The organism is Vibrio sp. 1078-1, assembly GCF_033340475.1.
The window spans coordinates 539,692-553,858 of the sequence record NZ_JAWOWM010000002.1; the positions used below are offsets into that span (position 1 = coordinate 539,692).

The 14,167-nt window shown below is 42.4% G+C and carries 12 protein-coding genes; 10 read left to right on the forward strand and 2 right to left on the reverse strand.

Annotation, left to right across the window (positions count from 1 at the left end; genetic code table 11):
- Positions 1 to 168: 168 nt before the first annotated feature.
- Positions 169 to 1,746, forward strand: coding sequence for a sensor domain-containing diguanylate cyclase (locus tag R7190_RS06325; RefSeq protein WP_005389121.1), 1,578 nt, complete (start codon positions 169 to 171; stop codon positions 1,744 to 1,746).
- A gap of 51 nt (positions 1,747 to 1,797) precedes the next feature.
- Here the strand turns inward: R7190_RS06325 and R7190_RS06330 are convergent, their stop codons facing one another.
- Complete coding sequence (locus R7190_RS06330) at positions 1,798 to 2,355, reverse strand: DUF3750 domain-containing protein (protein WP_005377749.1); 558 nt, start codon at positions 2,353 to 2,355, stop codon at positions 1,798 to 1,800.
- Positions 2,356 to 2,834: 479 nt separating this feature from the next.
- On the opposite strand from R7190_RS06330, the gene R7190_RS06335 reads away from it, so the two are divergent.
- From R7190_RS06335 to R7190_RS06355, 5 genes are all read left to right on the forward strand, one after another.
- Positions 2,835 to 3,197, forward strand: a complete 363-nt coding sequence (locus R7190_RS06335; protein WP_005377748.1) for a hypothetical protein — start codon at positions 2,835 to 2,837, stop codon at positions 3,195 to 3,197.
- 35 nt (positions 3,198 to 3,232) lie between these two features.
- Positions 3,233 to 3,697 carry a GNAT family N-acetyltransferase gene (locus R7190_RS06340; RefSeq protein ID WP_005377747.1) on the forward strand — a complete coding sequence of 155 codons (465 nt, stop codon included), beginning with the start codon at positions 3,233 to 3,235 and terminating at the stop codon, positions 3,695 to 3,697.
- Between the two features lie 237 nt (positions 3,698 to 3,934).
- Entirely contained in the window at positions 3,935 to 5,353 is a 1,419-nt protein-coding gene (locus R7190_RS06345) for an SLC13 family permease (RefSeq protein ID WP_005377746.1), read from the forward strand.
- A gap of 3 nt (positions 5,354 to 5,356) precedes the next feature.
- Positions 5,357 to 6,694, forward strand: a complete 1,338-nt coding sequence (locus tag R7190_RS06350) for a sensor histidine kinase (protein WP_005377745.1) — start codon at positions 5,357 to 5,359, stop codon at positions 6,692 to 6,694.
- Entirely contained in the window at positions 6,681 to 7,154 is a 474-nt protein-coding gene (locus tag R7190_RS06355; RefSeq protein ID WP_005377744.1) for a response regulator, read from the forward strand. Before R7190_RS06350 ends, R7190_RS06355 begins: the two co-directional genes overlap by 14 nt.
- Before the next feature lie 107 nt (positions 7,155 to 7,261).
- Here R7190_RS06355 and R7190_RS06360 read toward each other — a convergent pair whose 3' ends face one another.
- Complete coding sequence (locus R7190_RS06360; RefSeq protein ID WP_005377743.1) at positions 7,262 to 8,965, reverse strand: putative bifunctional diguanylate cyclase/phosphodiesterase; 1,704 nt, start codon at positions 8,963 to 8,965, stop codon at positions 7,262 to 7,264.
- A gap of 487 nt (positions 8,966 to 9,452) precedes the next feature.
- On the opposite strand from R7190_RS06360, the gene R7190_RS06365 reads away from it, so the two are divergent.
- From R7190_RS06365 to R7190_RS06380, 4 genes are all read left to right on the forward strand, one after another.
- Positions 9,453 to 10,670 carry an HD-GYP domain-containing protein gene (locus R7190_RS06365; RefSeq protein WP_005377742.1) on the forward strand — a complete coding sequence of 406 codons (1,218 nt, stop codon included), beginning with the start codon at positions 9,453 to 9,455 and terminating at the stop codon, positions 10,668 to 10,670.
- A gap of 202 nt (positions 10,671 to 10,872) precedes the next feature.
- Entirely contained in the window at positions 10,873 to 11,496 is a 624-nt protein-coding gene (locus tag R7190_RS06370) for a LysE family translocator (RefSeq protein ID WP_005377741.1), read from the forward strand.
- A gap of 212 nt (positions 11,497 to 11,708) precedes the next feature.
- On the forward strand, positions 11,709 to 13,250 hold the full coding sequence (locus tag R7190_RS06375) for a YjjI family glycine radical enzyme (protein ID WP_005377740.1): 1,542 nt from the start codon (positions 11,709 to 11,711) through the stop codon (positions 13,248 to 13,250).
- A gap of 22 nt (positions 13,251 to 13,272) precedes the next feature.
- Complete coding sequence (locus R7190_RS06380; RefSeq protein ID WP_021033867.1) at positions 13,273 to 14,154, forward strand: YjjW family glycine radical enzyme activase; 882 nt, start codon at positions 13,273 to 13,275, stop codon at positions 14,152 to 14,154.
- The last annotated feature ends 13 nt before the right edge of the window (positions 14,155 to 14,167 follow it).

A 14,167-nucleotide genomic window follows, 5' to 3' on the forward strand; every position in this document is an offset into this window, starting at 1 on the left:
AGCACGGTTTCTTTATCGTGCTACTGAATTCTCTTTTTAGCTCATAAAGTGTTCTTTAATGTGAGCAAATATTAACATTGATCCCAACTTACTACCTGAAAATCAAATCAATTTCATATAACCTATACGCTCATTCATATAGAAAGCCTTCAAAGTTGGCCATTGGCAATGTCTTTTAGAAGAAAAGAAAAACTCAATCTTAGAAATCTTATTGTCACCCTATGTGTGTTCAGTGTGCTTGTCACTTTGATCAACGCATTCTACTCGATTTATCGTGTTCAAAGGGATCTCATCATCAATAACACGTTAGAATCAAACCGTGTTTACGCCCAAAAAATGTCTGAAATGACAGACTCTTTCATAGAAAGCTCAATGTCGCAGCTAAAATACAGTGCGAACGTGCTAAAAGACAAGATGCATGACGCTCAGCTTCTTGATAAAGAGGCTGAGAGATTAAGAACGCAAACCAAATCATTTAACTCCGTGGTTGTCGTTAATGCAAAAGGGGTTATTATTTCTGTATCACCTGAAACACTTCAGGTGAAAGGTGTAAGGTTAGTGGGTGAAAGAAAACGCCAGTCTTTAAACGCTCAAGCACCGGTTGTTACTGAACCATTTATATCGCCCGCTGGAAATTACTTGTTAACCATCTCATACCCTATATTTTCTCAATCTAATGAATATTTAGGTTATATCGGCGGCACTATTTATCTAGAAAAAGAAAATATTCTCGCAGAGTTACTCAGCCAGCACGCATACAAAGATGGTTCTTTCCTTTACGTTGTCGATGAGAGTAACACTCTGATTTATCACCCAGATCAATCGAGAGTTGGTGAAGTAATCGACGATAATGAGGCAATCAAAGCGGTGACGATGGGGCAGAGCGGTAACAAAGAAATTGTTAACTCTCGCGGCGTCGAAATGCTTGCTGGTTATGCACCAGTAAAGTCATCAGGGTGGGGAATTGTTGCTCAGCGCCCGAAATCGATGACGTTATCTGTGCTAGATGAACAGATGTGGAATGTTTTCCTTAAGTCGATTCCAATTGGTTTATTAACTTTGCTGCTAATTTGGTTCTTGTCCCTTCTTATTTCTAGACCACTTTGGCAGTTAGCTGGTGCTGTGCGAGGTGTCGAAGAACATTCATCATCTATCGATGATCTCAAACTGGTTAAGTCTTGGTATTTTGAGGTCTCACATTTGAAGCTTAGCTTTCTTAAAGCATTTGGTATCGTGTCAAAAACCATTGATAAGCTGCAACTGGATACATTAACAGATTCGATGACTGGATTATTGAATCGACGTGGATTAGATAAAGTTCTTGGTTTGTTTAAGCAGGAAAATACCGCGTTCTCTGTTTTGGCGCTAGATATTGACCACTTTAAGAGCGTAAACGATAACTATGGCCATGACGTGGGTGACAATTTACTTAGAGAGTTTGCGCAGTTAATGAAAGACCAAGCTCGCTCTAATGATCACCTGTGTCGTTCTGGCGGTGAAGAATTTATGATGTTTTTGGAAAAAACAGACGTAAACCACGCTATGGATGTTGCAGAGCGTATTAGACACAACGTGGAACAACATGACTTCCAGGTGGTTGGTAAAGTCACGGTTTCGTTGGGCGTTTCTCACTGGAAAGGCAATGACACACCAATTGAAGCGGTAATGAAAGACGCCGATAATGCACTTTATAAAGCGAAACATAATGGAAGAAATAGAACGGAGTTGGGTGACGACGCACAATAGATATTGCGCTTTATGCTGAACATAAAACGAGCCAGTGACTAACCTTTGCTGTTAATCGCTGGCGTAACCACTACCAATTGCGCGAAACGGCAAGCTCAGCTCTAATTCTGGAATTTGTTTACCCACCCAAGCCGGAAATGTATTGCTATTTGGCCCTGGAAACAGCGTATATTCTTCAGCCCAAGGGTATTGGTTAATAACACTTTGTATTTTAGGGATAAGCTGGCGGGCCTTTTCACCTTGTATGGAGAGGATCTTTTCTGGTTTTGCACCATACCAATATCGATCTGGCGTCCCAGTTTGGTACTGATATAGAGCGGGTTGTCCGCGATTCACTCTCCAGCCGACTACTTCATACACTGTATATTCGTTCGCATTTTCAGGCTTTATTGCAAACCATGTATGAACAGCAAACCAGCCTCGCCAACCAAACGCGTCTGCGGCGTAAAACTCAATCACAGCATGCTTAACATTGGAAGGATCGGGTGCGATACCCGCAGGTTCTCTGCTAGCGGTACGCCAATCTCCTTGAGTGCATCCACCCAGCATAACCGCGATTGACATGAGCCAAATTTTTACATGGTGAGTAAAGTTGAGAGGGTCTTTCATTTATTGCTCCTAGACCAACCGATGCTGGTAACGCTCTATTGATTTTAGCTATAAAAACGTGGCAAGTCTGATTGTTGAAATCCTCTCCTTATTAAAAGAGAGAGGGAAGTTAGTGCCATAATTCAAGTTCATACGTAATAATAAGGTAAGCCGATTTGTAACATGTGGCATAGACGATGCCGTATTTCTCGAACTATTCGTCTAGTTGCGTATGAAAAAGTAAGAGGTTGTATGTATTCCTTACACGGCTAAATAAATTTAAAGCATTAAAAAACAGAGGTTTACAGTATGTTTTCACTGATTGAGTGAGTTTGGGACCCTCACATTGTCTCACATTTGCTTGTTTTGGGCGGAATTTTCATCGCTCATCTTTTTGCGCGTTTAGAGTCAGCGTTCAGCTATGGCACAATAGGCGCTCACAGAACAAGTGCTGTTTGGTCATGCAAATAGCAGAAAAATAACTAGAAATAGAATAATTAATGTTTAAATCAAAAAGTATACTCGCATTAAGCATGTTCGCATTTGGCTGTTTTGCCAATCAAGATAGCGAACCAACGTCCGTTGTGCTGAGCTATGGCGACTCCTCCATCAGTACTGATATTCAAGCCAATCGAAAATTTCATGTTGTCCGAGACAATGAAAGTGAGCACGTAGAATTTTCCGGCGGAATCACAAAGGAGTATTCCGATTATATTGTGAATATTCATATCATAAGAAAAAGCAATATACGCAGATCAAGCCGTGAGCTGAATACTACCGTATTGATGAACAGTGATCAGATTGGGAAGCCTTTAGTGATTGGCATTGAAAATGATGAGTTCACTAGTATCACTTTGCGTTAATGCTTAGTATTTATTGAATAGGAATGAGGAAATTGATGCTCTCAATACGCTGCTATCGCACCGAGGATGCCCCAACACTGTGGGCACTCTTTTACCATACTGTGCGAATCATTAATCGTCGTGATTATACGGAATCACAAGTTTCCGCTTGGGCACCATCAGATTTTGACCTCGATGTGTGGCAACGCAAAATGGACGATATTCAACCCTACGTCGCGGAGATAGAAGGGCAGGTCGTTGGCTATTGTGATTTGCAAGGTGACGGCTTGATTGATCATTTCTTTTGCCATCATGAATACCAAGGACAAGGTGTAGGTCGTGATTTGATGTCTTTTCTTTGTTCACAGGCGAAAGTACAGGGGATAAAACGACTGTATTCTGAAGTGAGTATTACCGCCCGACCTTTTTACGAGAAAATGGGTTTCACAGTTAAGTCTCGACAACATGTTGAGGTTAGGGGAGAAACCTTAACTAACTTTATGATGGAAAAGTATATTTAACTTAAATAGTGAGCTTGAACACAGATATAAAATGTTTTCCAATGTGAAAACGAGTTCATTGATCTCGCACCAATGTTTTGTTTGAAAACAGTGTACATAATCTTCTCTGGAACGCCATTACCGCATTTCGTCTCTGAAGGCTTAAAAACAGTCTGAAAGTTTTGGTTTTGCGGCGGGTAATAGCGTTCCAAACGCCAAATGTGTCTGGCTAACCATCTCAGGAAGAGAAGTAGTACTATGCGCCCTTATCTCAAATACGTTGCTCCAACATTGATACCATTGCTTGTTTGGTTGATGCCTCTCTCTGCGTTCCCATTTGATGGCATTACTATCGTCCAGCAAAGAGTGATTGCAATCTTCTTGCTTGCCGCACTTTGCTGGGTATTCGAGCCAATTCCAATCTACGCCACTTCGGTTGTGATCATTGTCCTAGAGCTATTGCTTGTATCAAATAAAGGTATTGTGCTCTTTCGTTTGCAAGAAGGGCAGCCACATTTTGGTGAGCCATTACAATACAACGAGATAATGGCGACCTTCGCTAGTCCGATTATCATGCTCTTCCTCGGCGGTTTCTTTTTGGCTATGGCGGCGACAAAGTACAGGTTAGATGTCAACTTAGCCCGAGTGTTACTCAAACCATTTGGACAAAAACCAAAGTTCGTTATGCTGGGGTTGATGCTGATCACCGCTGTTTTTTCCATGTTTATGTCAAACACCGCAACAACAGCGATGATGTTGTCCATTTTAACCCCTGTGATAGCGGTTTTCGGGCCTAAAGACCCAGGTCGAATTGCATTCGCCTTGTGTATTCCTGTTGCAGCCAACATTGGTGGCATTGGTACTCCAATCGGCACGCCACCGAATGCCATCGCCCTAAAATATTTGGTTGGTGACAACTTAATTACGTTTGGTGAATGGATGGTATTTGGTGTGCCATTCGTTATTGTGATGATGGCGTTAGCTTGGTTTCTGATTGGCTTTTTGTATAAAGCCGAACAAACCACCATCGATCTGAACATTAAAAGCAAGTTTTTGAAAACACCCAAAGCAATAATGGTTTACGTCACCTTTGCCGGCACGATTATTCTTTGGTTGATGGGTTCTGCACATGGAATGAATTCTTACACAGTAGCATTAATTCCGGTGGCAGTGTTCTCATTGACGGGCATCATCAACAAAGAAGACTTGAAGAAAATCTCTTGGGATGTGCTTTGGTTGGTGTCAGGCGGTATTGCTCTGGGCCTTGCTCTAGATAAAACCGGGCTTGCGAAGCTGGTGGTACACAGCATTCCGTTTGATCAGTTCTCGCCATATGTTGTCTTGTTTGGTGCGGCTTTCTTGTGCTTGTTAATGGCAAACTTTATGTCGCATACAGCCACCGCAAACTTGCTGATGCCGATTATGGCTGCGCTGGGTACTTCTATGGCTTCGCTAACGCCTCTCGGCGGTGAAGTTACTCTGATCTTGGTCGTGACATTTGCTGCTTCACTCGGTATGTCGTTACCAATCAGTACGCCACCAAACGCGTTAGCTCATGCAACAGGGCATGTCGAGAGCGGCCAAATGGCTCGTATCGGTGCCGTGCTAGGCGTGATTGGCGTATTACTCAGCTTTGTGATGGTGTGGATTTTACATACTGTTGGGCATATTGGATAACCCATGTACGAAACGAAGTTAGACGCGTTAGTACAACGCTACTTTAATCACCTTGAACGCCGATTAACGGTTTTATCCGGGTCGGTGCTTATTGAGCAAGCTGGCTACAACGATCGCTTGTACTATGTGCTGTCGGGAGAACTGGCGGGCTATTACGCGGAAGATGACAAGAAACCGATTCAGGTATTTTCTGCGTCTCAAGGTGCGTTTATTGGCGTACATAGTTTCTTTTCTGGTACGTGGACTGCCTCTTCGACAGTGATTGCTCAAACAGATGTTGAATTGGCTTGGATACAGCGTGATACGCCTGCCGTGGAAGAGGCGACATACGGACCATTGACGACACAATTTATGCCTGTGATGGTTAACGAATTATCTCGTCGTCAACGGCGCGCAATGCAAGAGGCATTGGCTAAAGAAAAAGCACTACAAAAGCTTCATACCGCAGAGCAAATGACAACGTTGGGGCAGCTTGCAGCGGGTATTGCTCATGAGTTGAACAATGCGATAGGCGTTGTAAGCAGTAAATCAGAACGGCTAGAGACAGTTATCATGGAACTGCTTGAAGAAGTTCATCCGGAAGCGAGTCAATTTTTTGATTTTGGTTTAATGCAAGGGCAGAAAGTCTCTTCTAGCGAAGCGAGAAAGTGGGGGCGCCACTTCGAAAAATACTACGGTTTAACCAAGGAGGTTGCTCGTGATCTTGCACGTGCCGTTCCAAATAATTTCCTTTCGGAACATTGGCTAAAAAGACCAGAAGAAGCGATACGTTTCTGGCAAATGGGACGAGATCTCCATGACTTACGCATTGCCTCTAAACATACCGTTGGCATTGTACGATCCGTAAAACAATTGGGGCGCACGGATATCGACTTGGATGAAGCGATTAACATCAATGATTCAATCAATCGCGCCTTGGCTCTATTGCAAAGTGACTTAAGACGAGTGAGTGTTCGTTTTAGCCCTGCGGATTTACCTGCTTTTATTGGTTCTCAAACCGAACTCGTCCAAGTTTGGGTAAATATATTAAAGAATGCGTGCGATGCACTTGGTGAAACGGAGAAACCCGGTATCGAAATACATACTCGGGAGAGTAAGGGTAAAATTTTGGTCACGATTGCTAACAACGGACCAGAAATTGATGAAGCGACACGTAGAAAAATTTTCCGGCCAAACTTCACCACTAAAAAGGGGGGATTGTCGTTTGGTTTAGGGTTAGGTCTGTCGATTGTGAAGCGCATTATCGCCGGATATAACGGTTCTATTGTAGTAAAGAGCGACAGTGAAAAAACGATTTTTAGAATCAAGTTACCAGTAGAGGGTGAACATGGAGAAGCTTAATGTAATTTGCGTTGATGACCAACGAGAGGTACTAAGCGCGGTTCTACAAGATTTAGAGCCGTTAAATCAGTGGTTGAATGTCGAAGACTGCGAATCAGCAGGTGAGGCTCTAGAACTGATGGATGAATTTGATGCAGAAGGCGAGATGATCGCATTGATTATTTCCGATCATGTGATGCCAGGTAAAACGGGAGTAGAGCTGCTGACCGATGTATCAAAGGACGGTCGTTTTGGCTTTACGAGGAAAGTGCTTCTTACCGGGCAAGCGACGCACACCGATACGATTAATGCGATCAACTCCGCAGGCATTGACCGCTACTTTGAAAAACCATGGCAAGCAAGCCAATTAATAGAGTGCGTTAGAAACCTGGTGACCCAATATATCTTTGATGTGGGCTTAGATTACACTCAGTATCACGAACATTTAGATCAGAGTGTGGTGTTTGAACGTCTACGTTAATCGGGGGACATTAAGCTTGTTTTCGTCACGGCCAGTTAGTGTCTGAAATCTATAGTGAATAGTTCAGCATGTTTAACGTGGCCGTGCGGAATATTGCTCTAGTATGCTTAACTCAACGAATAGCGGCTTGCACTGGCAACAGAAAGTGGCTTAGAGAACCAATAACCTTGCAGATAATCGACGCCCATTTCGGTAAAAAATTCACACATTTTGGCGTCTTCAATTCCCTCAATCACTACTTCAATATTATTTTCCTGGCACATAGTGATAAGAAACTTCAGATATTCTTGTGAAGAGCGGTTGGTTAGTGTTTTCCACGCCATCGACCTATCTATTTTGATTTGTGTCATCGGGAGGTCGAAGAAGCTATTTAATGAACTGTAACCAGATCCAAAGTCATCCAGAGAGAGTGCAAATCCTAGTTCCCTGAGGGTATTCAGAGGGGCAATGGCTGTCTGATTATTATCCAAAATAAACGTTTCTGTTAGTTCCAACACAATAGACTCAGGATCGACACCAACCTCATCCGCCATGGCTTTAATTCGCGCAGGGAATTCACTGTTCATTAACTGAAGTACAGAAACATTCACGTTGACGCGAACTTGGTTTTGGTAACGCTCACGGTAGTTTTTGATAAATTCACACGCTTTGGCAAAGACTTGATATCCGAGCTCGACAATCAAACCTTTGTTCTCTGCGACGGGGATGAATTCGTCTGGGTAAATTTCGCCAAACTCTTTGCTACGCCAGCGAACCAGAGATTCGAAGCTCACCACTTTTGAGCTTTTGGCGTCAATAATTGGCTGAAACTTAACGCTTAATGTCTGTTTTTCTAGTGCACTTTTTAGACCTTGTTCAATAAAGAAATAACGGTCTACGGCATGCTGAGTTTTCTCACTGTAAACCGCAACACGGTCTTTATTCTGCTCGCTTGCGTACTGACAAGTTCGTGCTGCTTTACGTAATATTTCCTCTGCTGAGTGACTTGGATCTATGCAAGGATACAAACCAATACTAATGTTACTTCCTAAGTATTGGCCCTCTTCAATCACTGCCTCGTGGTAGGTTTCCTTTAAACTTTCGGCATAACTTTGCAGCGTTTCTACCGAGCATTCATCGTGAATCAAAATCGCAAAGTCATCATCATGTACGCGATATACAGAACTATTTGGAGAAGGTAGGTGACTGAGAGTTTGTAGCAATTTTTCCACTAACCCATCGACCAACTCGCTGCCATATTGATTTAAGTAAGATTTAATCTCTTCTATCTGAATGTAACAGATAGATGCACAAGAATCGGTGGCTCGCACACTATCTTCAATATCCAGCAAGAGATGGGCGCGATTAGCCATACCTGACGCATTGTCATGAAATGCGACTTGATGAATGTAGCTTTCCATCAGCTTGCGTTCAGAAATATCACGGTGGCTACCAACCATATAATGACCATGTTCTGTTTCTTTGGTCATGGCTACGCCTTCAATCCAGACGTACTGTCCATTGGGTTTACGCACGCGGTAGGTCGTTGTGACCCTCGTGTTGTTGGTAATGATGTGAGCATCGACCCGAGTGGAGAGTCTTTCTCGATCGAGAGGGTGAACAAGGTCTAACCATTGCTCTAAGCTGATTCGACCAGCGTTGATACCAAGCTGCTCATAAAAGCCCTTGTTATAAAATACCATGGTGCCAAACTCATCCATGTAAAAGAGGCCTTCGTTAAATACATCGAAGATATGAATGAATCGTTCTTCGACGATTTTTAGGAACTCTCGGTCACTATCTGAGACTTGTTGGTCAAATATGGTGGTCAAGATATTTCCTCCTCGAGCCTTTTAGCATCAGAGATGAGTGTTGGGGTTGATAACATAGAGTTGATCTGCTGGCGTACATTACAATCACAAAAGTGTCAGTTCAAATTGTTTGGCTATCATTTTATGCGCTACTAGGTTAATAACATACTAAGATTAGGCGGCTAATCATCGACATTTATAAAAAATAGTCAACAGTAAAAATCATTTATAAAATACAGTTATTGATGCCGTCCGCAATCTATAAATATTTATGAATAATTATCCTAAAGTTATTTTCAGTTGTGTCGGTATCAATGTGTTGTTTTCTAACGTCATTTGTATATATGTTATCTTGGATAAAACCATAATAACAAAAAGGACTTAATGAGCGCGACCGATTATTAATTGACAGGATGCTCATTAATTGTAATCAATTCAAATTTATTATCACGCCAAGTAATCAAATCTCTTATAATGCGGACGTTAATATCGAGTAAGCCTTCTTTATATGCAGTACGATCCGAAAAATTCAATCAAAATTGCGCTCGCTGATATCGGCGTTGGTATGTTTGTTACCGCGATAGAGCACAACAAGCGCGTCAATTTAGCCAATGCAGGGCGGATATCTAGCCCTGAAGGCATTAAGAAGCTTGCTACAAGTGGCGTAAAGTATGTTTGGGTAGATCAAACATTATCTTCGCAGCAGTGTGTCTTCAAGCCTGTAGATGAATCAACTGATGCCACTAAAGAGACGAGAGAGCAGAAACACTCAGATTTTAAGAGGGGTCAACGAACTTATCGTTCGAGAGACATCCAACACAAGCGAGCCAAAAAGCTGATCGCCGAAGCAAAAGATTTGGCGCAGAAACTATTGAATCAAACTTTTGAAGGAAAAATCATTGAAGTTGATGAAGTAGAAGCTTGGGCTGACGATGTCATTGAAAGTGTTTTGATTGACTCAGATGCGTTGCAGTGTGTCTCTGCACTCCGAAAAAAAGACTCTTACTTATTGGAACACTCCGTCAATGTCGCTTGTCTTTTAGTGTCATTCGGTAAGTACTTGGGCTTGGATAAGCCAACGCTAAAACAGCTTGCTGTAGGTGGCATTATTCATGATGTAGGTAAAATTAAAGTCGATGATAAGATCTTGCACAAGCCAGCGAAGCTAACGCCTGAAGAATTTGAACATATGAAGCTACATCAAGTGTTCGCAGGTGAGATAATCCTTCACGTAAAAGGACTTAGTGACGTAAGCCGTGATGTTTGTTTGATGCACCACGAGAAGTTAGATGGCAATGGTTATCCTAGAGGCTTGAAGGGGGATGAGATTCCAATTCACGGCCGTATGAGCTGTATTGTAGATATCTACGATGCGCTAACGGCTGATCGCTGTTACAAAAAAGGCATGAGTTCTGCGGAAGCGTTTAAAATCTTGTTGAGTCTAACGCCATTTCATTTAGACGCCGACTTAGTTTACAAATTCATTAATTGCATTGGGATGTACCCCGTAGGCTCCATTGTTGAGTTGAACGATGGGCGTGTTGGTATTGTTTGGTCTTCAAATGAATCTCAAGCATTAAAGCCAGAAGTGAAATGTTTCTACTCCCGCAAGTATAAACGATACATTGATGTCACGATGGTGGACTTAAAAACGAGTGCGTACAAAATTGAAAGAGCGATAGCGCCTTCATCGTTAGAGATCGATCCTAAGCCTTTTTATGATTAAGAGAAATAGATAAGCTTATACAACAGGCTTTACATCCTTGCATGTAGATCGTATTTTATTTGCATAACTATCTATTAATTTTTTCTAAGTTATTTAGATGCAAGATGGTTATTAAGACCTCGGCTTCATGGATAGAAACCGGGCGATAAAATAGTTCTATACACAATGGGCTATAAACCTCATTTTGCTGGAAGGGATGCCAATGCAAATAGATACATGGATTTTTTACACTCTTGCCATTCTCGTGCTCACAGCTTCACCAGGACCAAGCTCACTGTTGTGTTTAAGTAAAGGAGTGAGTAGTGGGTTTCGTATTGCTTTCATGACTGCACTTGGCAGTTTGTCTGCGATTACGATCATCCTTACGCTCTCATTTACCGGGCTGGGAGTTGTCATTGCTTCATCTGAGTTAGTTTTTAATATTATCAAATGGTGTGGTGCCGCTTATTTAATCTGGTTAGGTATTCAAGCGTTGCGCTCATCTCAGACAGATTTTAATAAAACGGCAACGACTCAAAGTTCCGCGACAGCGTTCAGCGCGTTCACTAGTGGTTTCATTGTTGGCGCTAGTAACCCCAAAGCGATAGTCTTTTTCACCGCTTTGTTTCCTCAATTCATTGAACCTTCCGCACCGCTACTGGCTCAATACGCGATTTTCGCGTCTACATTTGTGGTTTTTGAGCTTAGCTGGCTAACATTTTATGCATTGTTAGGGGTAAAAGCCTCTGATTGGTTGTTTGTCGCTGGAAGAGCGAAGTTGTTCAATCGTTTGACTGGTGGAGTATTTATTGGTGCTGGCGTGATGTTGTCGACGGCAAACCGATAAATAAGACAGACTTCGGTACGCAGTTAGGTTTTCCCATATAGTAAGTTGGAATGCGCTAATTTAGCTTTGTCTTATTTCCAGAATGGAAATAGACGTTTTGTTTATTTTCATTAGTGGCAACAGCCAAGCAGGAGTAAAATCACGTTACTCTTTAGGGGTAGAGCTCGTATTTTGTCTTGTGGGCTTGTGGTTACTTTGTAGGAATATCTTAGATGACAAGCCTTTCTAAACTACAACAACGTTTTCTAGATATCGCGACCGACGTCCGTCTTTCTCCAAAACAGAAGTCGAGTTTTTTAGCTTTAGAAGCGGAAGCGTGCATTCCTTACATGACCGTATCTCCATCACTGAGACAAGCAATGGATGAAGGCATCATCTGCGATATGTTTGAAGGTCATGCACCGTTTAAACCTCGCTATGTGTTGCCTGATTACGCTAAATTTCTATCGCAAGGCTCAGACTATTTAGAGTTGTCTCCGGCTGATGATTTCGATGATGCGTTGAACATGCTGACCATCATTTACCATCATGTTCCTTCGGTAACGAACATTCCGGTTTACTTAGGCCAGTTAGATGATGTCTTGTTGCCTTACATAGGCGACCTAACAGAGAGCCAGATTTACAAAAAGTTAAAACATTTTTGGATCATGCTGGATCGCACATTGCCAGATGCGTTTATGCATGTGAATGTCGGACCGACAGACAACATTATTTGTCGCACTGTTTTAAAAGTAGATGCGGAGCTCAAGCAGATCGCACCGAATCTCACCTTTATGTACGACGAGACAGTTACACCTGATGATTTACTTCGTCAAGCGACACAGAACATTTGTGAATGCAGTAAACCGCATATCGCCAATTACCCAATGCACGCGAAAGCCTACAACGGCTCACGCTTTGGTATTGTAAGTTGCTACAACTCGCTTCCATTAGCAGGTGGCTCGAACACATTGGTGCGAATGAATTTAAAAGAAGTTGCAAAACGAGCATCAGACTGTAACGACTTCTTAAATGCGTTGCCTTCTTACCATCGATTAATGGTCGAGCTCATAAACGCAAGAAGCACGCACTTGCATGAAAAATCGAACTTCTTTCAAGGCTTTTTGACGCAAGAAGGGTTGATAAAAGAGTCCTATTTCGCGCCAATGTATGGCGTTTACGGCATGGCCGAAGCGGTAAACCTTCTATTTGAAAAAGAAGGGCAAATAGGGCGATACGGAAAAAATGATCGAGCAAATACTTTTGCTCATGATGTTTCAGCAACACTGGCTAAACTGGTGGACTCAACCCCGGTGAAATATGGTTTAGATGGCAAAGCGCTCTTACATGCACAAGGCGGCATTAGCTTAGATCATGATGTTACGCCAGGTGTACGTCTGCCTTATGGTGCAGAGCTAGACCCTGTCACTTATGTACAAGCAACGGCGAAGCATCATCAGCATTATCGTGCGGGTATCAGCGATATTTTGACGATTGATGAAACGGTGAAATCTAACCCAGAAGCGATGTTCAATTTATGTAAAGGGGCACTAAATGCTGGTTATCGTGAGTTTACCGCGAATGTCACTTCAAATGACTTAATTCGCGTGACAGGCTACATGATCAAACTTTCAGACGTCGCGAAATATGATGAAGAAGGTTCGAGAACCAACACGACGTTTCTAGGTGCAGAAGCAGCAAAAAATACCAAAATTTTAGAACGCTCACCACGTGTGGTGAGTCATGAAGTAACACCGACTTACACGCAGGCATAAGTTCGGTTTAGGAAAGAACAAGATGTCTAGACGAAGTGGAAGCCTTTTGGCAAAAGTCACTCGTATCCTTCCTTTCTCTTGTGTTGATGGGCCAGGAAATCGTCTAGTCATCTTTCTACAGGGTTGTAACTATCAGTGTTTGAACTGCCACAATCCTCACACGATAAACCATTGTAATCATTGTGGTGAGTGTGTGAGTGAATGTTCAGCAGGCGCATTGAAGTTCGACGAAAACAACAACGTTGTTTGGCTTAAAGAGGAGTGCACCCACTGCGATCATTGTATAGAGATATGTCAGAACCAATCTAATCCAAAAATTACTGACTACTCTGTAGTAACAATGCTCGATTTGATACGCAAACATCGCTTTTTCATCAGTGGTGTTACAGTATCCGGTGGGGAATCTACCTTACAACTTCCTTTCATTATTGAGCTGTTTAAAGGGATAAAACAAGATCCTGAATTACGGCACCTCTCTTGTTTCATCGACAGTAACGGCTCTTTAGCGGTTGCTGGTTGGCAGCGTATTCTACCTTTTCTGGATGGCGCAATGATCGATTTGAAAGCGTGGCAGACGGAGACGCATCAGTGGCTAACTGGGCGTGATAATCATCGTGTATTTAAAACCCTTCAATACCTAGTTGAACACGAAAAATTGTACGAGGTCCGCTTACTGCATATTCCCCAAAAAAGTGATTTAGATATAGAAATCGTAGCAATTGGACGTTACTTGAGTACTCTTCCTGAATCGGTGCTTATCCGTTTAAATGCCTTTCAGCATCATGGAGTAGTGGGGGAGGCGTTAACTTGGGATATGTGCTCTCATCATGATATCGAACGCTTAAAATCAGAGCTTCGATGCTACGTGAGTAACCCTATCACAGTGCCGACAGTACTCACGTAGTACCGTTGTTTAT

Bases quoted from the DNA above. Each gene is read 5' to 3' on its own strand.
- R7190_RS06325 (WP_005389121.1), top strand. From the start codon at position 169: ATGTCTTTTAGAAGAAAAGAAAAACTCAATCTTAGAAATCTTATTGTC.
- R7190_RS06330 (WP_005377749.1), bottom strand. From the start codon at position 2,355: ATGAAAGACCCTCTCAACTTTACTCACCATGTAAAAATTTGGCTCATG.
- R7190_RS06335 (WP_005377748.1), top strand. From the start codon at position 2,835: ATGTTTAAATCAAAAAGTATACTCGCATTAAGCATGTTCGCATTTGGC.
- R7190_RS06340 (WP_005377747.1), top strand. From the start codon at position 3,233: ATGCTCTCAATACGCTGCTATCGCACCGAGGATGCCCCAACACTGTGG.
- R7190_RS06345 (WP_005377746.1), top strand. From the start codon at position 3,935: ATGCGCCCTTATCTCAAATACGTTGCTCCAACATTGATACCATTGCTT.
- R7190_RS06350 (WP_005377745.1), top strand. From the start codon at position 5,357: ATGTACGAAACGAAGTTAGACGCGTTAGTACAACGCTACTTTAATCAC.
- R7190_RS06355 (WP_005377744.1), top strand. From the start codon at position 6,681: ATGGAGAAGCTTAATGTAATTTGCGTTGATGACCAACGAGAGGTACTA.
- R7190_RS06365 (WP_005377742.1), top strand. From the start codon at position 9,453: ATGCAGTACGATCCGAAAAATTCAATCAAAATTGCGCTCGCTGATATC.
- R7190_RS06370 (WP_005377741.1), top strand. From the start codon at position 10,873: ATGCAAATAGATACATGGATTTTTTACACTCTTGCCATTCTCGTGCTC.
- R7190_RS06375 (WP_005377740.1), top strand. From the start codon at position 11,709: ATGACAAGCCTTTCTAAACTACAACAACGTTTTCTAGATATCGCGACC.
- R7190_RS06380 (WP_021033867.1), top strand. From the start codon at position 13,273: ATGTCTAGACGAAGTGGAAGCCTTTTGGCAAAAGTCACTCGTATCCTT.